Source organism: Bradyrhizobium sp. URHA0013 (assembly GCF_000518345.1).
In the GTDB taxonomy this organism is placed as follows: Bacteria; Pseudomonadota; Alphaproteobacteria; order Rhizobiales; family Xanthobacteraceae; genus Bradyrhizobium.
Genome location: NZ_JADK01000006.1, coordinates 221,863 through 247,722, shown reverse-complemented (window position 1 = coordinate 247,722; position 25,860 = coordinate 221,863). Strand labels below are relative to the sequence as shown.

Annotated in this window: 35 protein-coding genes; 3 read left to right on the top strand and 32 right to left on the bottom strand. The window is 60.8% G+C overall.

Annotated features, from left to right (window positions below):
* Positions 1–23 precede the first annotated feature (23 nt).
* Complete coding sequence (locus N551_RS0108960) at positions 24–1,007, bottom strand: ABC transporter substrate-binding protein (protein ID WP_027566680.1); 984 nt, start codon at positions 1,005–1,007, stop codon at positions 24–26.
* 109 nt (positions 1,008–1,116) lie between these two features.
* Between N551_RS0108960 and N551_RS0108955 the strand changes: the two genes are divergently transcribed.
* Positions 1,117–2,100 (top strand): NAD(P)-dependent oxidoreductase, encoded by a 984-nt coding sequence (locus tag N551_RS0108955; RefSeq protein WP_371180056.1) that lies wholly within the window; start codon positions 1,117–1,119, stop codon positions 2,098–2,100.
* A gap of 25 nt (positions 2,101–2,125) precedes the next feature.
* Here N551_RS0108955 and N551_RS0108950 read toward each other — a convergent pair whose 3' ends face one another.
* The 9 genes from N551_RS0108950 to N551_RS35260 form a co-directional block, all read right to left on the bottom strand.
* Positions 2,126–2,671 carry a flavin reductase family protein gene (locus tag N551_RS0108950; protein WP_027566678.1) on the bottom strand — a complete coding sequence of 182 codons (546 nt, stop codon included), beginning with the start codon at positions 2,669–2,671 and terminating at the stop codon, positions 2,126–2,128.
* Between the two features lie 9 nt (positions 2,672–2,680).
* Positions 2,681–3,910 carry an acyl-CoA dehydrogenase family protein gene (locus tag N551_RS0108945; protein ID WP_027566677.1) on the bottom strand — a complete coding sequence of 410 codons (1,230 nt, stop codon included), beginning with the start codon at positions 3,908–3,910 and terminating at the stop codon, positions 2,681–2,683.
* Positions 3,911–4,015: 105 nt separating this feature from the next.
* Positions 4,016–5,284, bottom strand: coding sequence for a CaiB/BaiF CoA-transferase family protein (locus tag N551_RS0108940; protein WP_027566676.1), 1,269 nt, complete (start codon positions 5,282–5,284; stop codon positions 4,016–4,018).
* A gap of 237 nt (positions 5,285–5,521) precedes the next feature.
* Entirely contained in the window at positions 5,522–5,950 is a 429-nt protein-coding gene (locus N551_RS0108935; RefSeq protein ID WP_027566675.1) for a GNAT family N-acetyltransferase, read from the bottom strand.
* 48 nt (positions 5,951–5,998) lie between these two features.
* Positions 5,999–6,298 (bottom strand): hypothetical protein, encoded by a 300-nt coding sequence (locus N551_RS0108930; RefSeq protein ID WP_027566674.1) that lies wholly within the window; start codon positions 6,296–6,298, stop codon positions 5,999–6,001.
* Positions 6,295–6,519 carry a hypothetical protein gene (locus tag N551_RS39220; protein WP_035961186.1) on the bottom strand — a complete coding sequence of 75 codons (225 nt, stop codon included), beginning with the start codon at positions 6,517–6,519 and terminating at the stop codon, positions 6,295–6,297. The genes N551_RS0108930 and N551_RS39220 overlap by 4 nt, the downstream gene beginning before the upstream one ends.
* 160 nt (positions 6,520–6,679) lie before the next feature.
* Positions 6,680–6,922, bottom strand: a complete 243-nt coding sequence (locus N551_RS0108920) for a hypothetical protein (protein ID WP_027566673.1) — start codon at positions 6,920–6,922, stop codon at positions 6,680–6,682.
* Entirely contained in the window at positions 6,922–7,071 is a 150-nt protein-coding gene (locus N551_RS38685; RefSeq protein WP_197031115.1) for a hypothetical protein, read from the bottom strand. Before N551_RS38685 ends, N551_RS0108920 begins: the two co-directional genes overlap by 1 nt.
* A gap of 73 nt (positions 7,072–7,144) precedes the next feature.
* Positions 7,145–7,759 carry a hypothetical protein gene (locus N551_RS35260; RefSeq protein ID WP_245287744.1) on the bottom strand — a complete coding sequence of 205 codons (615 nt, stop codon included), beginning with the start codon at positions 7,757–7,759 and terminating at the stop codon, positions 7,145–7,147.
* Positions 7,760–7,822: 63 nt separating this feature from the next.
* Between N551_RS35260 and N551_RS36875 the strand changes: the two genes are divergently transcribed.
* On the top strand, positions 7,823–8,551 hold the full coding sequence (locus N551_RS36875) for an FkbM family methyltransferase (RefSeq protein WP_081747808.1): 729 nt from the start codon (positions 7,823–7,825) through the stop codon (positions 8,549–8,551).
* Here N551_RS36875 and N551_RS35255 read toward each other — a convergent pair.
* The 10 genes from N551_RS35255 to N551_RS37805 all read right to left on the bottom strand — a co-directional run bounded on the left by N551_RS35255 (position 8,544) and on the right by N551_RS37805 (position 16,744).
* The gene (locus N551_RS35255; RefSeq protein ID WP_155809567.1) at positions 8,544–9,302 is read right to left on the bottom strand and encodes a phage tail protein; all 759 of its coding nucleotides are present in this window, start codon (positions 9,300–9,302) and stop codon (positions 8,544–8,546) included. The genes N551_RS36875 and N551_RS35255 overlap by 8 nt on opposite strands.
* A 303-nt stretch (positions 9,303–9,605) precedes the next feature.
* Complete coding sequence (locus N551_RS0108895; RefSeq protein ID WP_035961184.1) at positions 9,606–9,821, bottom strand: hypothetical protein; 216 nt, start codon at positions 9,819–9,821, stop codon at positions 9,606–9,608.
* Entirely contained in the window at positions 9,793–10,281 is a 489-nt protein-coding gene (locus N551_RS0108890; protein ID WP_027566670.1) for a hypothetical protein, read from the bottom strand. The genes N551_RS0108895 and N551_RS0108890 overlap by 29 nt, the downstream gene beginning before the upstream one ends.
* The gene (locus N551_RS39215; protein ID WP_245287743.1) at positions 10,278–10,979 is read right to left on the bottom strand and encodes a hypothetical protein; all 702 of its coding nucleotides are present in this window, start codon (positions 10,977–10,979) and stop codon (positions 10,278–10,280) included. The genes N551_RS0108890 and N551_RS39215 overlap by 4 nt, the downstream gene beginning before the upstream one ends.
* A 472-nt stretch (positions 10,980–11,451) precedes the next feature.
* Positions 11,452–11,910: a hypothetical protein gene (locus N551_RS0108875; RefSeq protein ID WP_027566667.1), complete on the bottom strand. Its 459-nt coding sequence runs from the start codon at positions 11,908–11,910 to the stop codon at positions 11,452–11,454.
* A gap of 228 nt (positions 11,911–12,138) precedes the next feature.
* Positions 12,139–13,335, bottom strand: a complete 1,197-nt coding sequence (locus N551_RS0108870) for a hypothetical protein (protein ID WP_027566666.1) — start codon at positions 13,333–13,335, stop codon at positions 12,139–12,141.
* A gap of 2 nt (positions 13,336–13,337) precedes the next feature.
* Positions 13,338–14,201 carry a hypothetical protein gene (locus N551_RS0108865; protein ID WP_027566665.1) on the bottom strand — a complete coding sequence of 288 codons (864 nt, stop codon included), beginning with the start codon at positions 14,199–14,201 and terminating at the stop codon, positions 13,338–13,340.
* A 79-nt stretch (positions 14,202–14,280) separates the two neighbouring features.
* Positions 14,281–14,739, bottom strand: a complete 459-nt coding sequence (locus tag N551_RS0108860; RefSeq protein ID WP_245287742.1) for a hypothetical protein — start codon at positions 14,737–14,739, stop codon at positions 14,281–14,283.
* Positions 14,740–15,345: 606 nt separating this feature from the next.
* Complete coding sequence (locus tag N551_RS0108850) at positions 15,346–15,780, bottom strand: hypothetical protein (RefSeq protein ID WP_027566662.1); 435 nt, start codon at positions 15,778–15,780, stop codon at positions 15,346–15,348.
* A 118-nt stretch (positions 15,781–15,898) separates the two neighbouring features.
* Entirely contained in the window at positions 15,899–16,744 is an 846-nt protein-coding gene (locus N551_RS37805; RefSeq protein WP_210164561.1) for a hypothetical protein, read from the bottom strand.
* A 631-nt stretch (positions 16,745–17,375) separates the two neighbouring features.
* Between N551_RS37805 and N551_RS37800 the strand changes: the two genes are divergently transcribed.
* Positions 17,376–17,621: a hypothetical protein gene (locus tag N551_RS37800; RefSeq protein WP_155809565.1), complete on the top strand. Its 246-nt coding sequence runs from the start codon at positions 17,376–17,378 to the stop codon at positions 17,619–17,621.
* Positions 17,622–17,625: 4 nt separating this feature from the next.
* Here N551_RS37800 and N551_RS0108840 read toward each other — a convergent pair whose 3' ends face one another.
* From N551_RS0108840 to N551_RS0108790, 12 genes are all read right to left on the bottom strand, one after another.
* Complete coding sequence (locus N551_RS0108840; RefSeq protein ID WP_027566660.1) at positions 17,626–19,098, bottom strand: hypothetical protein; 1,473 nt, start codon at positions 19,096–19,098, stop codon at positions 17,626–17,628.
* Between the two features lie 16 nt (positions 19,099–19,114).
* Positions 19,115–19,726, bottom strand: coding sequence for a hypothetical protein (locus tag N551_RS0108835; RefSeq protein WP_027566659.1), 612 nt, complete (start codon positions 19,724–19,726; stop codon positions 19,115–19,117).
* Between the two features lie 3 nt (positions 19,727–19,729).
* Positions 19,730–20,161, bottom strand: coding sequence for a hypothetical protein (locus tag N551_RS0108830; protein ID WP_027566658.1), 432 nt, complete (start codon positions 20,159–20,161; stop codon positions 19,730–19,732).
* Positions 20,162–20,172: 11 nt separating this feature from the next.
* A complete protein-coding gene (locus N551_RS39210) occupies positions 20,173–21,006 on the bottom strand; it encodes a hypothetical protein (RefSeq protein ID WP_081747806.1) in 834 nt (277 codons plus the stop codon).
* A 1-nt stretch (position 21,007) separates the two neighbouring features.
* A complete protein-coding gene (locus N551_RS0108820) occupies positions 21,008–21,439 on the bottom strand; it encodes a hypothetical protein (RefSeq protein ID WP_027566657.1) in 432 nt (143 codons plus the stop codon).
* Positions 21,440–21,459: 20 nt separating this feature from the next.
* Positions 21,460–22,113, bottom strand: a complete 654-nt coding sequence (locus N551_RS0108815; protein WP_027566656.1) for a hypothetical protein — start codon at positions 22,111–22,113, stop codon at positions 21,460–21,462.
* Positions 22,110–22,442, bottom strand: a complete 333-nt coding sequence (locus N551_RS0108810) for a hypothetical protein (RefSeq protein WP_027566655.1) — start codon at positions 22,440–22,442, stop codon at positions 22,110–22,112. The genes N551_RS0108815 and N551_RS0108810 overlap by 4 nt, the downstream gene beginning before the upstream one ends.
* A complete protein-coding gene (locus tag N551_RS0108805) occupies positions 22,442–22,753 on the bottom strand; it encodes a hypothetical protein (RefSeq protein WP_027566654.1) in 312 nt (103 codons plus the stop codon). Before N551_RS0108805 ends, N551_RS0108810 begins: the two co-directional genes overlap by 1 nt.
* Position 22,754: 1 nt before the next feature.
* A complete protein-coding gene (locus N551_RS0108800) occupies positions 22,755–23,117 on the bottom strand; it encodes a hypothetical protein (protein ID WP_027566653.1) in 363 nt (120 codons plus the stop codon).
* Positions 23,118–23,185: 68 nt separating this feature from the next.
* On the bottom strand, positions 23,186–24,082 hold the full coding sequence (locus tag N551_RS0108795) for a DUF5309 domain-containing protein (protein WP_245287741.1): 897 nt from the start codon (positions 24,080–24,082) through the stop codon (positions 23,186–23,188).
* Positions 24,083–24,343: 261 nt separating this feature from the next.
* Positions 24,344–24,592, bottom strand: coding sequence for a M23 family metallopeptidase (locus tag N551_RS39640; protein WP_081747805.1), 249 nt, complete (start codon positions 24,590–24,592; stop codon positions 24,344–24,346).
* 94 nt (positions 24,593–24,686) lie between these two features.
* Complete coding sequence (locus tag N551_RS0108790) at positions 24,687–25,790, bottom strand: hypothetical protein (RefSeq protein WP_155809564.1); 1,104 nt, start codon at positions 25,788–25,790, stop codon at positions 24,687–24,689.
* Positions 25,791–25,860 lie beyond the last annotated feature (70 nt).

Sequence of the window (25,860 nt, the reverse complement as noted above, 5' to 3'; positions counted from 1 at the left end):
GCTCGGTTCATTCGCCCGATCGCCTATTGCAGCGGAGCGACAATTGTCGAATGCTTGAATTGCGCGACATCCAATTTTGGCAGCATCCCTGTCTCCGCGTAGATGTCCAGCATCTTCTGGATCGCGGGGAAATTCGGTGCCGCACCCGGATCGCGGCCAAAATCATTGTCCTTGAGCAGATAGGTCTCGAGAACCGGAATAGGTGCCTTCAGGACTTCGTTGACGACCTTCAACGTCTCTTCGCGGTTCGCCAGCGCTTTCTTCATGCCGGAGGTAATGTCACGCACGTAAGCCTTGACCAATTCCGGGTTCTTGTCGACGAAATCGGCACGGCAGGCTTCCAGGATGTGCACGATGTTCGGCATCGCCTGCGACAGCGAGAACAGTTTGCGCGTGCCGCCCTTTGCCTCCGCGCGCGCGGCAAACGGCTGGTTCATGTTGACCGCATCGACGCGGCCCTGCCGCAACGCATCTTCGGAGACGGCAAAGCCGACCTCGACCAGCTTGATGTCCTTGGCCGGATCGATGCCGTTCTGCTTCAGCAACAGATTGAACGGGCCTTGGGTGCCGCCGCCGATCACGGAGATTCCGACCGTCTTGCCTTTGAGATCGGCGATCGTCTTGATCGGGGAGTCGTCCATGACAGCCCAGTAAACCGAGAAACCACCGGCCTTCTCGAAGACGTGCTGCGCCACGATGTAGGCCTTGAGGTTGCCGCCAACCACGCCGTTGGCGAGCGACAGCGGCGCCTGCGTCGCGCAATCCAGCGCGCCGGCCGCCAAGGCCTGCGTCATCGGAGCGGTGCCCTGAAACTGGGTCCATTCGATGTTGTAGGCCTTGCCGATATTGGGAAACTCAGCCGGGCGGCGCATCATCCAGTACTTGGATTCTTCGGCCGGAATCGTCCAGCCGACGCGTATCGTCTGCTGCGCCCATGATGAGCCTGCGCTCGCGCTCACGGCCGCTGCCGCCCCCAAAGCCAGGATCCACTTCGAAACGGTTCGCATCGTGCCCACTCCGCTGCCCAGGCGCCGACCGGCGCCATCCAACCCGACCGCGGCAAATGTTTCATGGTTCAAACAATCAAGCAAGCCATGCAGGCCGGGCGGTTTCGTCGTGGGATACGCCCTATATGGTAGTGCAGCGTCGCGCAGCAGCAGATGGAGGCAACCTATGGCTGAGGCAAGCAAGACAAACCCGCAAGGCGTCGAGCGGCTCGGCTATCTCGGCCTTGGACTGATGGGGACACCGATGAGCCGGCGCCTGCTCAACGCCGGCCATCAGGTCACTGTCTGGAACCGTTCGGAAGGGAAGATGGCCGCGCTCGTCGAAGCCGGTGCCAGGCGCGCAGCCAGCCCACGCGACTTGATGGAGAGCTCGGACATCGTCTTCATGTGCGTGACGGATGCGGCCGCCGTGGAAGAGGTGATCTTCGGGCCCACGAGCATCTCAACAGCGCCCGGCGCGGGTAAGCTCGTGGTCGACTTCTCGTCGATCCATCCTGATGCCGCACGGGACATTGCAACACGATTGTTAGCTGCGAACGGCGCGGACTGGATCGATGCGCCGGTGTCTGGTGGCACCAAGGGCGCCGAGGAAGGCACGCTTGCCATCATGGCCGGCGGAAAAGCAGGCGATATCGATCGGGTCCGCCCCTACGTACTGGCCATGGCACGAAGGTTCACCCACATGGGCCCGACCGGCGCCGGCCAGACCACAAAGCTATGCAATCAGGTGATCGTCGGATGCGCGATGGCTGTTCTTGCGGAGGCAACACGCCTTGCCGTGAACGCCGGAATCGATGCCAACCGGTTGCCCGAAGCACTCGCCGGCGGCTTCGCGGACTCCATTCCGTTACAGCTGTTCGTGCCGCGAATGGTCCAGGGCATTCACTCACCGCCGCTTGGTCAAATCGCTACAATGCTCAAGGACCTCGATACCGTCGCCGATGTCGCGCAGACGACGTCGACCCCGGTGCCCATGGCCTCGCTCGCCGGACAACTTTTCAGGCTCGCCAAGGCCGCGCGAGGCGCGGATGCGGATGCGCTCGAAATCTACAAGCTTTCGGCAGGGAGCGCTGAATCATCGAGCGCGAACTGAAGCACGCTTGCTGTGACTGCTTGCGCTAGCTGTCGGCGAGAAATCGGCCGAATGCGCCGCGCGCGAAGAGCAGCGGCTCCTTCGCATTGTAAGTATAGGCCTCGACCGCACCGAGAAAGATCACGTGGTCGCCGCCGTAATAGCGATTGACCGAGCGGCATTGAAAATTGGCGACGCTCTCGGCGAGCACCGGCGCGTTGCCGAGGCCCGGCGTCCAGTCGACACCGGTGAACTTGTCATCAGACGACTTGGCGAATTTGCTCGCAAGCGCCTGTTGCGAAACGCCAAGAACGTTGACCGTGAAATGACTGGCGTTCTGGAAGATGGTCAGACTAGAGGAATAGACGACGAGGCTCCAAAGAACCAGCGGCGGATTCAGCGAGACCGAGGCAAACGAATTGCACGTCAGGCCATAGGGCTTGCCGTCAAGCGCAGCGGCTGTGATGATCGTCACCCCCGTGGCGTAGGTGCCTAGCGCACTGCGGAAATCACGGGGATCGATCGGCGAGTTGTCGCTCGCGAGTTCGTTGGCCGGATCGGGAACGGCCGGCTGCTTCGGCAGATCATTCATCGGCCGGCCTCACAGCGTGAGATTCTCGGACGGCAGGCCCAACGCCACGCGTCCATAGTTGGTCCCGGCTGCATCGAAATTGAACGCGAGATGCGAATTGATCGCGTGCGCATCGCGGAATTGCCGCTGCAACGCGCCCGTCGTGAACAGGCCCCGTGCTCCGCTCGCGGCAAACAGCATCGACACCGCATCCGTGCAGAAGTTTACTGAAAAGGCGCCGTCGCGCCGATATCTGGTCTTGGTCGCCATATCGGGGATATGACCCCGCCGCGCATCCTCCATGGCATTCAGACAGGCCGAGCGCATGATCAGGCGTGCAGCGTCGATTTTCGCCGAGGCCTCGGCGATCTTGATCTGGGTGCTTTGAAAGTCGCTCAGCCTGGCGTGGTTGTAGGTGGAAATGCGATGACGGACGACTTCCGCATAATCGTCGAGACACGCCTGCGCGTTCCCCAGCGCGACGCCGGAGAGGACGTAGGGAAACAGCGAGAACACCGGGAGCGCATACAGCGGGTTGGGATTGAGCTTGCTTCCCGGCGTCGGACCCCCGTCAAGATCGCCGACTGCAACCGTCATGTCCTCGCGCACGAAAGCGTCCCTGACCTCCACGTCGCAAGACCCCGTCCCGCGCAGCCCCGCGACATTCCAGGTGTCAAGGACCTTGTAGTCGGCTTTCGGCAGCAGAAATATCCGATACTCGATGCCGTCCGCCTCGTCGTCGGAGTAGACGACGCTTGCAAGCATGTTCCATGCGCAGGAGGCAACGCCCGAGGAGAACGGCCAGCCGCCATGGAGACGGTATCCGCCCTCCACTCTCGTGGCACGTCCGGCAGGAAAAATGAACGAGGACGCGATCAGTGCGTCCGGATCAAGGCCCCAGACCAGATCCTGCGCCGCCGGCTCGAACATGCCGAGCATCCAGTGATGGCTCGCCAGATTGGCCAGATTCCACGCCGCCGACGCGTCCGCCTGTCCGAGCAAATCCGCGCAGTCGATCAAGGCGACATAATCGAGTTCTGCGCCGCCAATGCGCTTGGGCTGAAGCATCCGGAACAGGCCCGCGTCGTGCAGATCCTTCTCCGTTTCGGGCGGCAAATGCCGCAACTCCTCCGTCCGCGCCGCCCGCTCTCGCAGCCGTGGGATGAGCGCGCGCGCCTTCGCGACCATTGCCGCATGGGCAGGTTCATCGAATTGCGCCCCTGCGGGCCGGCCCACGCTCGGCTCTTGACCAGGCGCCATTCGTATCCCTCGCTTTATGCATTTATGCGGCTGGAACATCGCCAAATCAAGCGGATGCAGCGCTAGGGCGCGATTTGCACGTCCCAAGGGAACGACCGCTCGGGTTCAGACCTGCTCCGATGGCTTGCCCGATCCAAAAGCCCCCTTTTGGTTGAACTCCGAGATCCGACGCTCGTCGTAACCGAGCGTATCACGCAAGACCTGCTCGGTGTGTTCGCCCAGCAATGGAGCAGCCACAGGATCAATCGGGCCGGTCAAGCTCATGGCAATCGGCGGCTCGATGTTAGGGACCCACTCTGCCGTACGATGCGGAATCCGGTTCAAGCGATGGCGCGCTCGCGCCTCCGGTGCATTGAACCCCTCCTCGACCGTCCGCAGATAGCCGACCGGGATATTGGCCAGCTTCATCTTGGTCATCCAGTTCTCGAGAGTATCGCTCGCGAAAACCTCCGCAATGGCTGCCCGCAGAAGCTCCTTGTTCTCGGAACGCGCCTTACGCGAGGCAAACTGCGGATCGGTGATCAGTTCCGGCCGGTTCAGCACCTCAACCACCAGCCGGCGATAGAGCCGGTCGTTCGCGCAGGCCATGTAAAGCGGTCCGTCGGAGGCCTCGTACACGCCGACGGTAGGAGAGCCACTCGGCGAATTACCAAACCGGCCGGGATTTTCGCCGTTGATCAGATAGGCCATGCCATAGAAACCGGTCATGCCCATCGCGACGTCGAACAGGGCGACCTCGACATGCTGACCGCGACCGAGCTGATCGCGCGCCAATAGCGCCATCAGGATGGCGTTGCAGGCAGACATCCCCGTCGCCATGTCTACGATCGGCGGGCCGGTGCGAACCGCCGGGCCATCAGCAAATCCGTTGAGCGACATGAAGCCGCTTTCCGCCTGCGTGATCGGATCAAAGCCGGGACGCGAGGCAAACGGTCCGGTGCGCCCGTAGGCGGAGATCGAGCAATAGACCAACCGCGGATTGAGCGGCGCAACCGTTTCATAGTCGAGGCCAAATTTCTTCATGACCCCGCTGGAGAAGTTCTCGACGACCACGTCGGCCTTGCGAATCAAATCCAGCGCGATCTCACGAGCCTCCGGCACGGTAAGGTCGAGCGTGATGCCACGCTTGTTGCGATTGAGGCTCAGATAGGCAGCGCTCTCTCCACCGATCTCGGCGTGTTCATACGCGCGCGTGTCATCGCCTCCGTCCGGATTCTCGATCTTGATGACGTGCGCGCCGAAATCAGCAAGCGTCTGCGTACAGGCCGGGCCGGCAACCACACGCGTGAAATCGACGACCAGCAGACCGTCGAGCGCGCTAGGCGCCCCCGTCGCGCGCGACGAACGTTCCGGCAATTGAGGCTTGGTGGGCATCGACGGCGCTCCCTTACATCGGCTTATGGTTGCCGAATTTCCCGCAGGAGCAAACTTAAAGCCCGGCACCGCTGACTTCGCAAGTCCTTCGCCCGCATCGCTTCAATACGCAAAAAGGGCCCGGCAGCTGTCAAGCTGCCGGGCCCTTGGACGTTCCGTGTTGCGCTTCATCTCGCGCGAACCATTTTCCGTAGCGGGAATCGCGTTCCGCACCACGGGAAACCTGGCTCCATTCGCTCAGCGAAGCCGCTTTCGCCAGTAAAGCGTATGGGCCCAGGCCCAGGGCACATGGGGTTCGAAGAGCCGATAGCCCGCCCGGATGAAATTATTGGCGGACACCGGATTGTCGGTCGTATCCGAGATGATGCTGTCCCATCCAGTACGCCGTGCCCTTGCCTCGATCACCCGCATCATCCTGCACTGGAGGTCACGTCCCCGGTGCCGCTGCAACACACCGACCCTGGAGAAATAACCGCCATTTCGAATGTGCGTTGACGGCACGACACCGGCGAAGGCTACCGGCTCATCGCCGTGATAGGCAAGCCACCACGCCCCTAACTCGAATTGTGGCAAGGGAGCCGCATCGAAGAACGTCGACTGATGCAGATCGGCCAATATATTGGCGATGTCGTCATCGGATGCATCGACGATGCGAATTCTGTACATGGGATGATCCATTGGGGTGGAGTGCAGTAACATCGTGCCGATTGAGGCTCACTTGCCCAGCACGACCTTGACACCTAGCCAGACCGCGCCCATCAGCCCGGTGGCGATCACCGTAATGACGGCTTTGAAGGTGTAGCTCTGCGCCTGCTCCACGCTCGTTCGCCATCGGCGCAGGTGCTGAAAATCGGCCCTCAGCTCCTTTCGGTCGTCATCTTCGATTCCGAAAGACGCCAGCACCGATGCCACCGTCCTCAATACGATGGCATCGATGTTCGCCTGCTGAAGCCTGTGTTGCGCAGCCAGCGTCTCGGCAACGATCGCCCTGATTTCGTCATCCGCCATCTTCACCGCTTGATGATCCTCGCAACATTCTCGAAGCCGCGCTTGGCGAAGTAGAAGGAGACAACCAGATTGGCTGTGATCGCGGCAAACCCCGCGAGGGCGTCCGTGGACCCAAAGCCGAGGACCTTGTCCCAGACCAGGAGTTTCGCGAAGTAAAGCGCGACGCAATAGCCCATCAATTTGTCCGGCTCCCACCCGTGCCCGATCTCCGCGATGCGGTACTGCATGACGGCTTTGGTTTCGGCCGTCTGCGACGCGATCTCGCTCGCCGCAAGATCCGCCGCGATCCTGGTGTGTCCACGTTTTCAGCCTTCAGCTTCGCGCTATAGGCATCGATCAGCGCCTTGACGACAGGGCCGCCGAGAAACGAGATGATCGTCATCCACATTAGCCGTTCCTCCGAAGAGTTCTCAGGCGTGCGATGATCGTCACGACGGAGATCACCAGCAGGATGCGCCCCGTCGTCTTGACATCGCCGATGGCCGCGCCGATCTGGTCCTTGACGCCGGGATCGCCCAGCGCGTCAGCGAGATCATCAATGATCGAAGCCAGCGCACCGGCGAGCGCGAGGCAATAGCTCCAGGCGATGGTCATGGAGTGCAGGCAGGCTGCTTTGATTCTCGCGAGCATCAGGGTGTGCTCCTCAGCGCTGCAAGTCTTGCCTCGAGCGACTTGATCAGGCTGTCGGTGCCGGTCACGAACCGAAGGGCTGGGTCCTTGCAGAACCAGCAGGTGCCAAAGCCCGCAGCGAAAAGCAGGATATCGAGGATCGTCCGCATGTTCATTTCCTTCCAAAAACCGCTCGGACCAAATCGATCACGAACGCGCCGATCGAGCCCTTCGACGGATTCGTCAGTGACGGCCTCGCCGCGTCGCCGGCCGCCGGGCTTTTTGCCTCTTTGCCACTGCAAAGCTGATCTCGGGATCGAGCTCCATCAGAGCGATCATGAGCGCCGCGCATCCCAGTTGAGGATCGACTTTGCTGGGATCGTAGACGCCGTCCCGGACGTACTTTCCCGCGCGGTATTGGTTGGTGCCCGACCACAGATAGGGCGACGGCACCCCCCGGGCCGCATAGCCAATGCCGTTGTAGGTCTCGAGCGCGGTCAACGCTGCCGCGATTGACCAGTCCTTGTGGCGCGCGAGGAAGGGCGGACACTTGACCAGCGCATCGATGGCAGCCGCCTCCCAAGACGAGAACGGGCCGCGCCCGGCCGGAACATGAACCGAGACCCGGTTCCAGGGATCTCCCTGGGCCAGCGAAGCCCTCCAGTCCTGGGAGGATTCCCGTTCGTGGATCACAGCAATAATCGGCCAGGGAACACCGGTGTCTCGCTCGACGGCCCGGTAACGTTGCCCAGCCTTGTAGAGCCGCAAAGCGGCGTGGGCGGCTTCGGCTTTCCGAGTCGGCTTGGCTTTCGACCAGCGATCGGCATTCGCCCGAGTGAGGGCGTTGAGGTCTACCATGGGTTGACTCGGTTGGGGGTTAAGGTGTTACGTTCACACTCAAATCAGCAACATTGCGAGACAATGAGCGAGCGCACTAGATTTCTTTGGCGTGCATTCCGGTCCAGATTCCGCGACCACAAGGCTGAGCTATCCGCCATACTCAGCTACATCCAGCAGGGTGATCTCGTTTGCGATGTAGGGGCAAACAAGAGAAGCTTCCTATATTGGCTTTCGAAATGGAGCGCTCATGGCCGTGTGGTCGCGTTCGAACCGCAGCGGGATCTTGCTGACTATCTAACAAGAATTTGCACAGATCTGCCGCTTCAAAATGTTACCATCGAACCGAAGGCAGTTTTCTCGGAAACAGGGAGCAGAGAGTTTTTCGTCCCAAAGGGACATAAGCCCGGAGCTTCTCTTTCCAGAGAAGGCTTATCCTATGCTGCCGTCGAAACAGTTCACGTCCCCATAGTCGCACTAGACGATTACTTCGGCGCGAATGAACGGATCTCTGTTCTTAAGATAGATGTAGAAGGCGCCGAGATTGGCGTGTTTAAAGGTGCGGAACGTATCCTTCGAAAGGACCTGCCCCTCTTGGTTTTCGAACGCGAGAGCAGGCATCTCGGAGGCCGACCCATCAGCGATGTCTTTCGTTATCTCGAAGGTTTGGGTTATCGCGGCTCCTTTATACAACGCGGCCATGTATTTCCCGTTTCTCAATTCCGAGAAGAAGTGCACCAGCACAACGACGGCCAATGGTTTTGGAAGCGTCCCGGGTACTGCTCGAACTTCGTGTTCACTCCCGCTAGATAATCCGAAGAAGCTTGTTGGCAATGACCGTCGGCGGCACGATCGCATGAGCGTTGCCACTGGTATTGTTTGACGCTACGGAGATCGAATTGCTGCCCGTGGAGGTGATTATTTTCCGCGAGCCTCCTAGAGTGGTAATGCCGAAAGTATTGCCGCTGGCAGGGTTGCGTCCGTCAGCCGCACCTTGCCACACATCGCTATCGGTTGAGTTGACGGAGATGGAATTGCTTCCATTTGAAGAGATCCCAGTCGGCAGTTCTGCGAGAGTAAGCGTATGTGACTGCGAGCCTCCAACCGCACCTAAAGATGTGGCACTTGTGCCGAAGTAGGCGCTCGTCAGACGGCTAGCCACGGAGCCACCCATGTCATCCTTGCCGGCAACCACCCGCCCTCTCAGATCGGGGATGTTGAAAGTTGTCGACCCATCGCCCGGGCCATAAGTGGTGCCCAGGAGCGAAAACAGCGTGGCATACGTCGTGCGAGAGATGGCCTGTCCATACATCAGCGCGAAGGTGCTGTTCGGCGCAGAAGAGCCCCAGAAATCCAGGCTGCCGCCGATGGGAATGTTGTATGGATTCCCGAAGATGTTTTGCAGAAGAAACAATCCAGTATTGTTATTGTAGAGCGCAACATAGGGTGTGCCCGCAACCAAGAGGCCAGCCGCCATTTCCGTAGTTGGGTCGGCTCGGATCGACTTCGCGCCGAGGCCGTCGACATTGAGAGTGACGTTGGGCGAACCTGCCGCGTTCGTCATTCAACTGCGAGAGCGACTGAAACACCTGATAGGTGTTGACCGCATAGGCCGTGCTGGTCCCGCCCGTCACGATCGCTCCGGTGACATCATCTCGGTATTTGGCCATCGCCGCCATCATCGCGCGCGCCGAGTCGTTGACGCAGGCGGGTGACTGGCCTTCCGCCCAGTTGATAGTGGAATCGGCAGTCGCGTCGGCGGACGCCGTTTGAGACCATTTGTAGAGAGTCATTCTGCATCCTCAGCTGGAAGAGCGGCGCCGTAGGGCGCCATCATGAGCTTCGAGAAAGTCGCCGCTGCGGCCCGTCAGGCGGGCGTTTTCGTCTCTCTGGCGCACAGCTCGATATACTGAGCGCACCGACAGGACGGGGCCCGGGCCGTCAGGAGGTTGCGGATCACGCCCGGCGGAACGCCGGGGCTCTCGCTTGCAATTTCGGCGACACGTGCATCGATGATCCCATCGATTTCGGCACGCAGCTCCTCGATCCGATCCTCAAGCCTCGCCGTGCGCTGCTGTTTCATTGCCATTGGTTCTTTCGTCCTTCGTTTGAGCCTCGAATGCCGCCAGCTGCTGGCGCGCGGATGCAGCATCGTTCTGCGTGCGCCGCAGCGCGCGTTCTCGCTGGGCTTGGTGCGAGGCCAGATGAACCTGCATGTCGTACGGTAGTGCGTCGAACCGTTGCTTGAACCGCCCGGGCCAGGACCGCGGCGGTGAAATGGCAGCAACTGCGCTCATCGCGCTCGCTGCCGTGCCGCCCAGCGTTGGATCCGCGAGGCCGAGCGCGACATGCATCCGCGATATGTCCACAACTGCCGGCCAGAGCCGGCTCATGCCGAGCGACGCGCAGTCGGTGACAAAACGCGCCACCGACGCAGGTGCCGCCGGACAGGCGGTCGCGCCGTTCAGCTCACACCATTTGACGAACATCGGCGCATCGCGCAGTCGTGCCTGCGCAAGCGCCGTCAACAGCGGATGGGTCATCGCTTTGCTTTGCGCAGCGCTTCATGAAAATCGCCCATGCGCCGGCGCAAATCCACCAGCTGAACGCGCTTTCGCAGGTTGTGGGGGCTTGAATCGATCTCGCCCCCAAGCTCGGCGTCAAATTTCTCGAGCGCTGCCGCGCGCTTCTTCAGTCCATAGAGCGCGAAGTTCTCCGCGATCCGATCCGGAGACATCGGCTCGCCATAGAAATTTCCACTGATGGATTCGGCCCGCTCGATAAGATTTTTTTCGTCTTCGCTCATGGTGCGCTTCCTGTCGTGAATTGACTTTGATCGGCTGGTCAGTACGGTGAGAAGAAGATCGGCGGAGGGATCCGATGCTCCGGTCTTTCGGCCGCCTGCGAGTGGTGTGCGCTGTGCTTCTGTGCCCACCTGGATTCCCGTTGCGGTAGGCGCGTTCATTTCGTCCGTTGGGTACCCCAGCGCCGCGTAGGGGTTGAGTTCATGGCGGATCTTGTGATCCGGCCAGGACCAGATGAATTTTCCACGCTCGTTCGGGCCGAGAAGAATTCCTGTCCCGTACCCCTCCGTCACGACGTCCTGATCGTCGCCTTTCTGGACGATCCTGCGGAAGACGTTGCCTGGATGGAGAACATGCTCAGGCATCGTGGTATTCACGATCGTCAATCGGTCGTCATCCACTTGCTGGCGAATAGGGCCCAAGCCTCGGACATCCATGACCGCTCCGTCGGCGCTGTTTTGATCGCCTTGAAAGGGTGTCGCGTGCCGTTTGAGTTCAAACGCCGATAGGGGCGTGTTTCCCTGCCTGGTGCTTCCGTCCCACTGTTCCGTTTGGTAATGGTGTGGCCCGCTTGGCACTGTGATCTGTCGGCCACCTGAAAAGGGAACTGCGTGTTGTATTGGCGATTGCATCGTGGGATCCACGCAAAATACTCCGCTTGCTTGCAATGAGGATCGAGCACCGCGCCTCTTGAGGCGCGCGAGTTTTGATGATCGAGATTGGAAGTCGGTTACGTAGGTCGCCCCGCAGGAAGAGCTGCCGCGACCTGAAAATTGGCTATGATGCGGGGTTCGCCTCAGGCTGACCGCGGGAGCGACACGCGACCAGCGAACATCAGAACGCGCGACCTCATGTCCGGAGGTTGAGCCTCCGAACCTCGGAAATTAAGGGTAAGCGCGAGAAGCCGGCTTAAGCGCTTGGCGCGGCTTCATCGACGCGCGCTCGCGGCTTGAGCCACCTGATCAGGCGGCCTACGGCGGCAACTGCGAGTAACGCAACGAGATTGGTTGCGGCCAGGACAAGAGCCAAGACAATGGGCCCGTCCGCGGTTCGCGGAATGTCGTTCGGACCGGGCCACATCAACACGACAAGGACACCGACAAACAAAATATTTGCGAGCGCCACGCTGGCCGTGAACCTCAGCATCGGCGACAATTGGACGCCAAGAAGCTCTGGCGCCACGACGAGAGTTGCCCCCAAGAAGAGACAGACGAAATGCGACAGCGATAGGGAGATGGCCGCCATTGCAAGCGAATCAACGGATATGAAGCCGTAGGTCACGAGCAGGCCCACGGCCGTCACAAACACGAACTTGATAAGGACATCGAGGACGATGATCGACAGCCACTGGGACGTCGAGAAATTCATCTATCTCCTCCAAAGACATGCTGATCAGAGATGATCTGAGCGCAGGCACTATTTCGATTGGGTATTTGAATATACAGGTGTCCCTAAGTGCCAACTATGTATGACTTGGTTACCCCGGCGGCGACACCATCGTAGATGGACAGACGTGCGGCCGGCTCCCGAAACTGACGGTCGCTGCGGTCGCAACATTGGAGCAGAACCTTTCAGCCTGAGTGCCACCGGGATTTGTCAATCTTTGCGCACTCTCCTTGCTTGGTATAGCGCAACCGCGTCCCTGAGATCGCCCGAGCTGGAAAGCCGGGCGCTCAACGTTCTCAGATCATGCTGCTCGCCCTCGCCCCGCCGCGCCGCCATACCCGGCCTCTGCACCGGCGGCATCGGCTTGGTCGTGACGGCGTCCCTCGCTTTCATCATCAACCGGTATTTGCCGGCGTCGTACATCATGCGCTGGAAAGTGGCATTGCGCATCAGCGGCTCGCTGTCGAAGAGGCGCCGCATTTCCTCCGGTTCGATGCCGCTGGCTTTGGCCGACGCCATGATTTCCTGCGCGACGGCCTGCCTGACGTCTTTCGATTCCTGCTTGAGCAACGTCTCAAGCCGGGCGTCCTCCGCCTTTGCATAGTTCAGAAAGCTGTGTCGCGAGGCATCCGCCGTCCGCCGCATTTCCTCACTCTGCCGGGCGCGCAATTGCTCGCTCGCCGCGACGATCGCCTGGATGCGCGACAGCTTTGCGGGGTCATGATGTGCTATTTGCGCGAGGGCTTCCGGAAGCCGCTCCGGCGCCAGCCCGGCCAATTCCGGAAACTGGCTGACAAAGCTCGCCTGCGCGATCTGCATGGCGGCATCAAGTCCTTCGGCATAACTCCGCCGTGCGCGCTCGACCTCGCCGACCTTTTCCTCGAGCGCCAGCCGCACCTTCGGATGCTGCAAGAGCTTATCTAGATCGGGCTCGAGCTCCGCGGAACGCTTCTCGCGATCGTTCGTCGCGTGTGACGAGGTTTCGATCTCGCCGTCAGGCCCATCGCGGCCCTTGGGCTGCTCAAAGCCGTAGAACTCGGGCGCATCGGGATCATTGGCAGCCACTTCCGCGCGAAGCGCATCGATCCTTTCCGCGAGCGCCTCCGAAGACTCGCCCTCGGCGATCTGCCTGTCGCCGGCCGTCGCGCTTGCGTAATCCCGCGCGGCGCGCGCGAGGGTTACAGCCTCGTTTGCGGCAGCGGGCTTGCCCTCTGCGTCCGTATATTGCCTGACGACAGTTTTTGGCTGTGAATCGGATCGCTGGTCGGCGGCATCACGCAACGATGCGCTGTCACTTTCGATCGAGTGGTGTTCGCTCTCCCTGTCCGGATCCGGCATTTCCGCATAACCAGCATTGACCAGGTCGAAAGCGGCGCCTGTCAGATCCCCGTCGGTTTGCACTGTCATATCTAGCCTCCCCATTTTCCCTTGAAGGGAGTAAGCAGGCTGTTGATGCCGCCAGCGATCGTCGCAAACTGATCGGCGCCGGATTTCTCCTGCGTTCCCGTCGTCGTGCTGTTGTTCTGAGTCCCGAGCTGCGCGATGGGCACGCCGATCTGCGCGAGCAGGCTCAACGCCTGCACGGGGATGCCGCGGCGCTGCGCTTCCTCCGCCAACGTAGCGTTGGCTCCATAGTTCTGCGCGTCAAGCGCCGATTGCGCCGCGGTGACGCCCTGGCCGCGATTGGTGAGGTCGCTCTGCTGCATCTGGGTCAGGGTGTTGGCCGTCGTGTTGCCGGCATTATACAGCGCATTTGTAGCGGCAAGCTGGTTCGCCACGTCCTGGTTATATTGCGCAGCGATCACCGGCGCTTCGGCCGCGGCAACGCCCCGTCCATAGGCCATCTGGTTGGCGCCGCTGAAATCACGGCCGGCGGCGGCGAACTGCGAGTTCACGTCGTTGCCGACATCCGATCGAATCTGCACGAGTTGCGCGGTAAGAGCCGGGTTATTGCCGATCATGCTGCCGTTCGCGTAGGGCGTCATCCAGTTGCGATTGGTTGCGAGATTGTCCTGGACGTTGCCCGCCTGCGCGGTGGCGCCGCCGCCATTGAGCAGCGACTGTGCATAGCCTGCGATCTGTCCCGTATAAGGATTGCCTGATGCAGCGTTGGTCTTCAGCGCGTCGAGCGCAGAGCTCTCCGCCGACGTCAGGCCGGTGTTGTTGAGCCCGGTACCGATCTGACCCAACATTGTTTGCAGCGCTGGCTGCGCGGCGACCCAGGGTGCCGACTGCGATTGTACGGTCTGTGTGGAGGTGGACTGTCCGCCCATGGACGATGTTTCCTTCTTAGCTAGTGTAATTGGTCGTTGCGAGAGACTACGATCCGCAATGCAGCAGGCGTCAACGAACCTATGGCAAGCGCTTGTCTATGATTGAATGTGTTTCCTCGTATCCTTCAAGAACGCGCGCCCAGCCTTTCCGGCCGAAGATGCGTACGCATCGACAGCCCTCCTTTGCGGCATAGGCCTCTATGCCGCGGATCAGGGCTAGCCAGCGCGTCATGCCGGCGCCGGCGCATGCCGTGACGACACAGACCTTGCCAGCCTCTGTCTGCTGGACGCTCGTCGATGCCACCGCCTCGATCGAGGAGCCGTTCCAGGCAACCCAAAGCAGCGCAATGCCAGAAAGAATGTCGCGCTCAATCGTAGTGAATGACGACAAGCCTGTCCTGACGATCGCCCCCTTAATTAAGGGAGCGACAAGGGGCCAGATCTCACGCACCCGTCCCGGATCGATGCAGACCAGTTGCGTTCTGTCGCGTTGATCCGGGCAAAAACCACCACGTGCTCGCGACGTCCGGCTAGTCATGCGCAATTCCGAAGGGCGAACGAAGAATGACATACGCGTTGCTCGGATCGCATGCGGGACGTAAACGCATCGTTCGCGAGGGCGCTCACATACATTGACTCGTGACAGATCTCCGCTGTCGCGGTCGATGACGCCGTATCGCGCCAAGGGCCGCGGATAGTGAGGCTATCCCAACCCTGCCTATCGCTGGAATCGTCGTGCGGAGTGGCCTGCAACGGCGCAAAGCGCGGCCGACTGCAACTTCGGTGAGGAGGCTCCCATCCGCGCCTTCCAGCACATATTCCGGCTGATCAAGTGCGCAGCGAAATCCACGACAACGTAGTCGCCCCGCCAGATGAGACCCTTCTTGGACTGCAAAATAACGAGGCCGCGCTGGAAGTCCCAGTTGCTCTGCAAGACGACGGGGGTGACGAGCACCAAGCATCGCGAGCTGAAATCTGAATGATCGTCCTCGGCGACCTCGCCGATTGGCTAGAGCGGAGGCGCATCGATGTCTGAATGCTGGTCGCTCATGGCAAGGCTCGGATCAGAGATGAGGAAAGGCGCGCCGATGCCGAAGAAACTTGAAGCAGGGCATTTTCTTTTCATAGGTCGCCGATCCTTCAGTTAGTGCCATGGATCAGGATCGCTGTACCCTTTGGGCACTTCTGCCATCGCTTGTTCATACTCGCGCGCCCTTCCGAGGTTCTTGAGGCACACTGCTCGGTTTAACCTGGCATCGTTGAGAAAGAACGCCTCGTCCATCGCCAGGGATAGCTCGATCACTTGGCGATAGGCTGCTTCGGCGTCGTTCCAATATTCCAGATCCCTCAGCCGAGAGGCCACCATATAAGAACCTGCCAGGGTCCAGCGCTGAGCTGCAGGATCTGATCCGATTTGTCCAACTTTGTTCCGCAGCGCCTCCTCCACTCCGAGCGATCGAGGAGTCTCGTCTGCAGTCAGAGCCCCTCGATGCTTGCGAAGAAGGACCTCGGCATCGTCGTACCGTTTCTCGAAAATCAAGAACACAAACTTCTCTGAAATCGAGTGCAGTGAAACCATTTTATTTGATCTTTTGGCTAGTGAACTCAGCCCATTCTAAACTCTGCCAGAATATACGTAAACTGCATACCTCACTCTTGCGATCGCACATCGGCGCATTCTCATAGCCGCTGCCCACTCATCCCCTAAATCTCCACTTGCCGGTACGCTTAAATTCCTCATATATCTCGTTTCTTTTGGCCTTCTCTTTTGCACTCTTCTCCTTTTTCTGTCGGACCAGCCGACGCCCAATTTCCTTCCTCTCCTCCGGCGGCGGCGGTCTTTCGTAATCATTCCCACCGCAATCTTCGGTGACAAATCCCGGCTTGCAATCGTTGACATCCCAAGGCTCGTTACTCGATTTTGGGACTGGGCCTGCTGGATAGTTGCTCTTCCATCGCTTGAAAATGTCACCAATAGTACCGTTCGCAAACGCATCACGACAGATCTCCTGCGCCCGGCTCCATTCCTTCCTGCATTCTTCGTCGGATTTACGACCACCGCCACCGCTTCCGCGGTTACCTCCATAGATGTTTCCTCCTCCGAAGCTGGCCGAGGGTAGATCAGTCAATTTTTTATCTAGCTTTGCGGGCTCTGGATTGGGTGGGCGCCGCAGAAACTCGGGAATGTCTAAGTAATCGTCAGGCAGCGGTGTCCCAGGTGTTCTGCGCGGCTTTTCTTCACCCGTTGGCTGGACTGAGTTCTCGCTTGCGATTTGATCTCCCTCAGAACCCACGAAGCGAGTCAAGCGCCTGAAGTCTGGATCAACGTGCGTCGCGGCCGACTTCTCTTGAGTGGTTGTCCCCGCTTCGCGTTCACGTCCTTCTTTGAATATTGCTGGACCGACGATCCAGGGAGGCTGACCGCCAGGACGGCGGGGCGGCTGCTCACGCGGATGTTCGGGTAGAGAAGTGCTATTCCGCCCTTCGGTGTTTTCATCCGTCTGTTCATTGCCGCGCAGTTGACCGCGCCACATCCTCGGCACGAGGGTCGCCGCAGTCCAGAAGTCTCGGGTGGATTGAGGAACGAGTCGTTCAAGGTGCGGGTCTGAAATCTCGACGGGCTCCGTGGGACCGAGCGGCCCCAATGGGAGACCGCGACGTCCAACGAAACTCCGCGGCAATGGTCCGCAAGTACCAACTGCTGTTCCTCCCGGCGGTGCGAGCGCCTGCACCCACCAGGGAACGCCAGATGATGGTGAAGCCAATCCACCGAGCACTCCGCCTGAGGGCGCATAACCTCCGTCTGCTGCGTAAGCCTCATGTGGTGAAGCATAAGCAGGTTGCGGTGGTGGCGCGGGCGGTACCGATGGCGTCGGTTCGGACGGATTGCCCAGCCCTCCATAGATCTGGAGAAACTGCTCGTACAGAGTCCGGATATCAGGCGTAGCCATTGAAATCTCTCACGACACTATTGTTGGAAATGCAGAGGAAAACACGCAGCAGTATTCGATCCGACTGCGCAGGAGCGACGCGTCCCAGGTGCAGCTCGATCTCTGAAGTGAAATGCTCGGTTGATTTAGATCAGCGTTGGTCGCACGCTCGTTGCATTGGAATCACCCCACCACCGCCCACAAAAACACCCGCCCCGCCGTCGCGGAGTTCGCATGCGTGATCGTGAACGCGCCATTCGCAACCGCGCTCACATACATCGTGCCGTTACCGATCTCCGCCGCAGCATTCGCCGACGCCGGCACCAGGATCGGCACCGATCCCGCCGCGCAATTCGCCGTCGTCACCGTCGTGCTCGATGCCCCTGTCGCCAAGGTCACGCTGCCCACCGCGTTCGATCTCCCCGCCGCGAGCTGCTGGATCGCGAGAACGATCTTCTTAAGATCGGTCTCGGTGATGCCGGGGACGTAAGCGGTCATAGCGTGCCGTTGGGTGTGAGATCGGGAACGATACCGGCGCAAAACGACCATGACGTCGCCGCAGGGATACGAACCTTGAAGCGGGAATAGCGGGTGTCGCGTCGGACGTCGCAGCGGCCGGTGCGGGAATTGACCAGAACTTCGGCACCCGGCACCGCCGCCGCGGATGGCGTGTCGCGCCATGACACCGAGCCGAACAGCGTCGCCGCGTCGGTCACCGGCCGGAAGCCGCGAATGGTGATGCGGTTTTCGTCGGTGCCCTGCTCGGGGCTCTCCAGCGTCGCCTCCAGACTGGGGCCGCGAAAGAAGCCGAGCACGTGGGCGTTGGAGAACTGCGCGATCTCCGGCTGCACGGCGGTCGCGTAGGCGTCGAGGCTCAGCGTCAACGCATCCAGCGATGATGAGATGCTGTCGAGGTTTTCCAGCGTCAGTCCCGTCTGCGAGATGCCGAGCAGATACTCGCCCGTCACAGACACCGGAAAGAAGCGATCGAGCAGGAAGTCATAACCAAGCAGCTTGTCGAAAGCACCGACCGTGCCGGACACCGATTTGTAGGCCCAGTAGACCCGCGTCGAGCGCGGGTCGGCGGCGCCCATGAAGAGCTGGAGGTTGCCCTTGTCGAGATCGGCGAGAAAACTGCGATCGACCTTCTCGCGCCCGATTTGCTGCGGCACGCTGCCCGGCTCGATCTTGTGAAAGCCCTGGCCGGCGTAGAAGAAGATGCGCTCGCCGGCACGGATGATCGAGTATGGCGCGTAGAGTCCCTTGTCCTGGGTGATGCGGTCGATCTGAAAGATGATCGGCGAGCCCGGCACATAGGACATGCGGCGGATCGCCTGGTCCTGGAAGATGACGCCGGATTCGCCGCCGGCCACACCGCGGACAATGCCGCCATCCGGGAAGTCCTGAAAGTCCGACGACTTGATGCCGCTGGTCCAGCTGTCCGAAGCGTTGAAATTATTCAGCCCGGACCACTGGATCCGGTACGGTGTCGACAGCAGTCCCGACAGCACCAGGAAGCGCCCGACCACGCTGATATAGGCGGCCTGCGGCGGCGTACCCAGCGCATCGGCAAACACCGTGGAGGATGACAGGTCGAAGATCTGGAGCACTGCATTGGCGTGCGTCGCAAAGACGAAATTCCCGGTCTGGGCGAACTGCCATTGCGCGGTACCGGAAAGCGCCGAATAGGACGCCCCGCCCTTCGAGACGTCGATCCAGGTGAAGTCGATGTTGTTGAGCCGGTACAGCTTTGTGCTCGTGCCGGCGAAGGTGATGACCGTGCCGTCCGACTTCAGCGCGTAGAATGCGCCCCTGCATGGCGCCGATAGCGCCGACGTGTAAGCCGAGAAGGATGGAAACGGTCCGTAACCGTCGCCGCGTGGAATCACGTTGAGCAGGTTACGCGTGGCCTGCCCTTCGTAGTCGCTGACGTCGGGGCGGTATTCGCCAAAGGAAAGAAGGGGCATCGTTCTGTCACCCGGTTTATTCAGTCGTCCATGACTCAGGTTGAATGGTCGCCGGCGTCCACGGACTGGATGGCTCGGCTTCCGTGGCCCAAGCGGCGGCGGAACGATCCTTCGGCGTCCAGGTTTCGGCTTCGGCGGCGGTACCGGTCCACTCGTCGAAATCGTATGGCCGTGGAAACCATGCTTCGAAATCCCTCGTGAAGGTCGAGGGATATCCACTGACGAGATAGGCTCCCGCGCCGAGGGACGCGGAGATGGCCATCGACATCGCGTTACCGGTGACCAGACAAGCGCCGGTCAGAGAAGGCGTTCGCATGGCGGTTGTGACGGGCAGCCCGTTCACCGCGTAACCGGCCGCACTAGCCGCAAGCGCCCGCTTGAACAGGGCTGCGCTTCCAGTTGTGACATAGCTGCCCGCCGCAGCAGACAGCAGCTGGCTGAAGATCGCCGCATTTCCGGAGATCCCACACAGGCCAGCGCTGCTGCCTCCCCCTGCCCGGAAGGCCGCGCTGTTTCCTGCAACCGCGTAGCTGCGCGTGACCGTGAGCAGCACCGTATTGGTCAGCCCAAGCGTCGGCACCTGCCCGAGCGCATGGCGCCCGACAGCATCAAACCCGAGAAGCGACATCGATCAGACCGGAATGCCGACTGCGGAGGCGATGGCGCGCGCACGGTCGTCCCCTAGCGCGGACGCCATGCCGGCCCAGCCTTGCCTGAATCGATCCGAGCCGACCGAAATCGGAGCTTCGCCCTGCCCAAGCAATGCCGACCACAATAGGCCCAGCGCAGCGCTCGTTGCGATCGCCGCATGGATTCTTGCGTAGTCGTCCGGCGTCAGTTGCGCCAGCATATCCCGGGCAACGAACCTTGCCTGCGATTGGAGTAGCACGGCCGTATCAACCGTCTCGATTTCCGCCAACGTCGGTTGGGCCACGTCCGCGCGTTCCCAGCGGGAGATGAAAGGCCCATCGCCGTGATCGGACACCTCAAAGTCGATGTTTGCCGCGAGACCGGGACGCAGGGTTAGCAGCGCGTGCACGAAGTCTTTGGGATCATATGCCATGTCTCAGTTACCTAGCTTGCGCGCCGAATGTAGGCTTGTGCCTGCACCGCATAGCCCCCCGCGCCGGTGTACCCGGCTTGAGCGCAGAGATAGTAGGTCGTCGTGCCCGCGACGGCGATACGAACCGAGGCAGATGTCAGCACGATCGACATGTCTCCGAGCGGAGACGCGCTGCTGATGCGCTCGTGGAGTTGTATGGCCTGGCTCGCGCTCACGGACGCACTGCTGGCGCCGAAGGCCAGATTCCAATCTGACGCCGCCGTCCCGCCGGGACCACCAAACATCCCCGAGATTGTCACGTCGTAGACGCCAGGTGCGACGCTTGTGCTTCCGACATTCCCGCTGACTGCGGAGCCCGTGAAAGAGAGTGAGGAGTTGATGGTGATAACCTCGCCGATATTTCCCGCCGACGGCTGCGTCGATCCGGTCGTTCCCGGAATTTGGCCGACGCCCGCAGCGCCGACGGCTGTCACGCCGATATTGCTTCGCGCCTGCGCCTGTTGCGCCGTCGTGAAGCCGTTGCTCTCCTCGACCGAGATCAGGTCTTCCTTGAGCGCGACGATGCTGACCTGCGGCGTCGTGGAAAAATTGATCTTCGAGGTGCCGCCGGACGAGTTGAACAGCACCGCCGTCCTCGCCAGGACGCCTGTCGAGGTGTTGTAGGCGCCCTCGCCGACCTCCCACTGGCTGAGGTCGGTGCTTTCGGCGCGATACTTGTAAAGCCGGCCATTGACCACACCGGCGGCGGCAGGGCTCTGATAGCCCGTGACAGCCGCAGAATAGGTCCAGTCGGTCGTGCCGCCGGCCGACGGCGAGAACCTGCAAACGTCGAGAAAGGCTGCCATGTCAGGTCATCGTCAAAATGCCGTTGGTCTGATCCAGATCAACGGTGAAGGTGTTGCCATTGGTGAGCGTGAGCGCAACGCCATAGTCCCACCATCCGATCAGCGGCTTGGTCGACGATGTCGAATTGTAGAGCACCGCATACTGAAACGGCCCGATTGAGCCCCCCGATGCGGTCCATGCCGGATCGGTTGCACCGACGAACTTGAACGTGCCCGTCGTCTGCGCACCGGTGATGGTGCCGACGCTGTTGCCGCCTGCGGTATATCCGTTACCGGCGGCGAGATCGGCCGGCGTGTTGTAGACCGTATTGGCCGCCACCGGCGCCGTGTTGGTCAGATAGACCTTGTAGACCTGCGCCGTACCGGTCTTCATGTCGTGCAGGGCGTTGGCGACATCCTGCACGAAGCAAAAGAACTTGTTGAAACTTGCCATGGCTGTTCTCCCAAGATGTCCTAGATGACCTGTCCAGAAATGCGCACCGTCATCGGCCCGGCATTGAATGTCGACGTCAGCCCGAGATTGTTCAGATCTGCGAGGGCTGAGGTGAACCCGAGCCCCCAAGTCTGGATGCGCCCGTCTTCCTTGATGTAGGGCGCAGACTCCAGCAGGGCGGCGTACAGATAGACATCGGGCGCCATGGTCAACAGCCAGTTGCTTCCGTTCGACGCGAGCCCCGGCACGTTCTGCCGGTAGACCATTTCGATCGTGTAGGCTGCGTCAGGGGTCGGTGCGAGTTCGAGCTCGTTGCCGAACACGGTGAAGTAGCGCGGCCGCGCGGCGACATCGGACGTCGCGAAGCGATATTCGTCCATCTGCGTCCCCGATTTGAACTCGAGGCATGGCTTTCCCGTCACGCTCGACAGCCGGACCCGACGCATGGATTGGAAATCTGAAGGCAGCGAAATGAACTCCGGCTCGTTCGATCCGAGATCGACCAGCGCGGTCGCCCGCTGCTCCATTTGCCGAACGAACAGCTGGCGGTTGAACTTGGCTTCCGCGAGCTGCACGAAGGTCGGGATACGCGCGATCAGCGTCATATCCTGGTCGCGCGCGAGATGTTCGATCACTGCGGCTTGCAGCGATGTGTAGTCGGTGATCTCAGTCATTTGAGCTCCGCTGACCAGCCGGCCTGCAGTTTCGGCCTATCGGTTCGCAAATACGCCCATTCGGGATCGTCGAGCTTCCGCTGCACGATCGCGTCGAATTCAGGCGTGAACAGCCGCAGCGAGGTATTGCCCCTCGCATGCTCCTCGTTGAGCCATTGAACGTAGATGACGTTGGGAATGCGGGCGACATGCCGCCCCCAGTCACCACATTGCTCGCCCTGGCGCGCCTGTCTGTTCCACTCCAGGATCGGCGCCACGTCCTGAACATGCTCAATCGCAAGCTCTCGGCCGTTGCTGGCGAGATGAGGCCTGATCAGGACGCCCTCCATCACGACATCTCCGTCACCCACAGGGTGCCGGCGGTCGCCGTGACCAGGCCATTGGTGGCGGCCTTCAGTGCGGCGATGCGCTGCCCCGGACTGACCGTCACGTATTCGACGACGTTGGCCGGCAGATAGGGATCCGAAATGGTGGCGGTCTGCGCGCCGTCGCCGATCCGGTAGCAGCAGCCGGAATTGGAGACGAGGCGGAGCTGATAGGTTTCCGAGCCGAAGGCATTGGTGGCACCGACGCTGCTGTCGTACGCGATCGTCTGGCTGGGACCGACGCGCGAGGAGTTTTGCTTGGAGTAGAACGGCATATCAGGCGGCCCTCACGGAGATCGAAAAGTGCATCGGGATCGTCGCACCGGAGGCGCCGGACGGCGTCAGCACAATCACGTCGTCCTCGTTGAGATAGGTCGGCGACGGCGGCACGGCCGAGAACAACTGGCCCGCAGCGGATCCCGCCTGCGTCACTGTGAAGGTCGCGAGCGTCGTTGCATTAGCCGCCGCGGTTACGGTGCCATCGGCCGTCGTGATTGCGCCGCCCAGAATGCCTCCGACTTTCAGCAACCGGCAGCGAAAGGGAACGCGGACATAGGCCGCGACGGGACTTGCGCCGCAAGACGGCGTGTAGGCCGTGAGATCGGCGGTATTGAGGGTGCGATTGCCGGGAAGCGGCATCTTGTGTCTCCAAATGAAAGGGGCGGTCCGAAGACCGCCCCGAATGAAAGATGGATGATCCTGATCGCTCAGGAGGTGGTGTTGTCGAACACGCCGCCGGAGGCCTTCTCGTTTCGCGAGACCAGCGCGTATTCGGCCAGGATCTGCCGGCGATCAGAGTCGCCGGTCTTGGCCAGCGGGATCGAGATCATGTTGCGGCCGTTGAGATAGGCGACCGCCCATTTGTCCAGCTCGAGCACCAAGACGTCGCGCGGGCGCTGGAAGCGGTTGGCAACCACCTTGAGCTTGCCGAAATCGGATTCGTAGGCGTCCACCGACGCGACGATCTTCTTCGACTTTGACTCTTCGATCGCGGTGGACCGGCCCGTGAAGGTCGAGAACACCTGCTTGTTGAAAGCGCCGGTCATGATGGTGCCGGGCTTGCCGCCATTGCTCCAGATCGAGGACAGCACGGTCTTCAGACGCACTTCGGTGAAGGCGAGCTGGGTGCCGTCCGTCCGCGTACCCGTGCCGTCGGCGGCGGCCGGATCTGCCGCGCCGCCTGCTGTTCCCTTCGAGGTATTCGAAACGACCCAGGAGAGGACGGAAGCGCTCTTGCGCGGCGTCGTGGTGTTGCCGGCGACCTTGGCCTGGTTGGTGCCGCACAGGATGGTTTCGAGGTCGCGCTTGAGCTCGAGACCCTTCAGCATCTCTTGATAGGCGAGCTCGTTGTCGCGGCCGGCATGGTCCACCGCTTGCTGCGTGCCCGAGACCCGCGCGACCTTGTAGGAGATCTGGCAGAGGTTGCCGAGCCGTATGGTTGGCGTGGTCGTGTTGGTGTTGGGATCGTCGCCCTCGAGCTGCGCGTTGGCGCTGTCGGCGGCGGCGAGAGCCTGCGTCTGCCATTCGTGATTGACCGCGGTCGCCTTCTCCTTGTCGACGCCGCTCATGAACGGCGTGTCGACCGGGTCGATGCGATAGATCATATCGCTGAGATCTTCGCGGTTTCCTACCGCGGAGTAGGTAACGAAAGTTGAGGTTGGTAGAGACATCGATGTTTCCTTGTAATGGCCGTGCCGTTTCAACAGCGCAGCCATAGAGCTGCGCCTCTCCTGGAAACTGCGGCCTGAGTTGCTGGCGGCTTCTGTTCTCGCTCACACGATGGCACGGAAATCTAGGTTTCCGGTTCGCGGATCCGCGAGACATCTCTGCCGGGCGCCTGCGCGTATCGCGCAGGGTCGGCCTAACTACGTTGGTTGACTTGATCGGCGTTGTTGCGCGACCTCAGCCTGGCTGACCCGTGTCAAACGCCGAACGGGGACGTGTGTCGGCAATAGTCGAGTATAGCCTGCCTCATTCCTCACGATGACGGTGTTGCCAAAGTTGTCGTTGAAGCCGGAGCAAACAACCTCACCAGGGGCTGCTGCCGGAATCGGAGTGCCGGCGCGGGCTGCGAAATCCTGGCCAGAGTGAAATTTTCCGAGCTCGCCCGTGATCGGATCTTTCGCCTGCCATAAGCCGAGGTGCGGCGAAACGGGGGCCCGGGATCGTAAGGATCACTCATTTAATAGCCTTTCCAAGATCCAGTATTCATCCGGCTTGACATGTGTCACTGCCCGAATCGGGACATTTGACGGGGTCCGTCAACCTCCATGACAGCAATGCCATAGCGGCTGATGGGGACACATACAGCCGAGGGCTGGTTTGACCGCCTGCCAGGGCAAACTCCTGGCGGAACAGCAAACGAAATGTATTGTCGCGAAGCTCCACCGCGTGTCGTGCGTAGGGCACCGATGAATCGTCGTCGGGCAGCTTTGGTCGATCGATGGGACCGACGATGCCAATCAATCCCTTGCCACCACCCGCGGCCTGCACAACGCGCTCCCTCAGCCGCACACATTGCCAATCCGCGATGCGGCATCTCACGAGAGGGCCGATGCCCTGAATTTCGTCCGACACGAGAAACAGAAACAGGGACTTCTGTTCGGCGTCGAACCACCCTGCGGTAACACCCGAATTCTTTCGAATCTTGCCTCCTCCGATCCTGTTGCCCTGCGCGTCCAGGACATCGATTGTATTGGAGTAAGCCACGAAGAACTTGGAGCTGTCGGGAGACCAAACGATCTTGTCGATGGGCTGCCCAGGCTTCGCGGGGAGGCTAATCGTGGGCAAGTGTCCAGCTTCGGCCGTCAACTGCAGCGGCTGGTTCGAAGCCACAATGTTCATGTCCGGGGAAAATCCTATAGCGATGCCACGTGATCGGCTGTCGAACGTCGCCAGGATCGCGCTCTTGCCGGTCTCGAGCTCGAACTTCCTCACACGCCCAGCATCCTCGGGAAAAACGATGTACTGGCCGTCCGCTCCGCATTGGACCCATCTGGACCCCGTAGGAGATGGGGCGGAGATCTTCGTGCTCCCATCGTATGCGTCGATATACTGACCATCCGTCGCAAGCAGATATCGCTCGCGATCCCCGCACCAGGCGATGAACTCGCCTTTCGGCATCGGCGTGTGCGGCAATTTCTCGAATGTCGGAACGGCTGGAGGCTTGGCCGGCGGAGCAGGCGAAACCCCTTCGGCGCGGCACGCAGCGGTCGTAACAAGCAACCCGAGCGTAGCCAAAAAGAACGAAGAACGCGCATCAATCAAACAGAACCGCATGCAATCACTCAATCCTTGGGTGAGGCCATCCATCCAGTGACCGATCACCGGCCTTGGAACAAACGCGGAACATTGTCCATCACTCTCTCTGGGGTTGCAACAA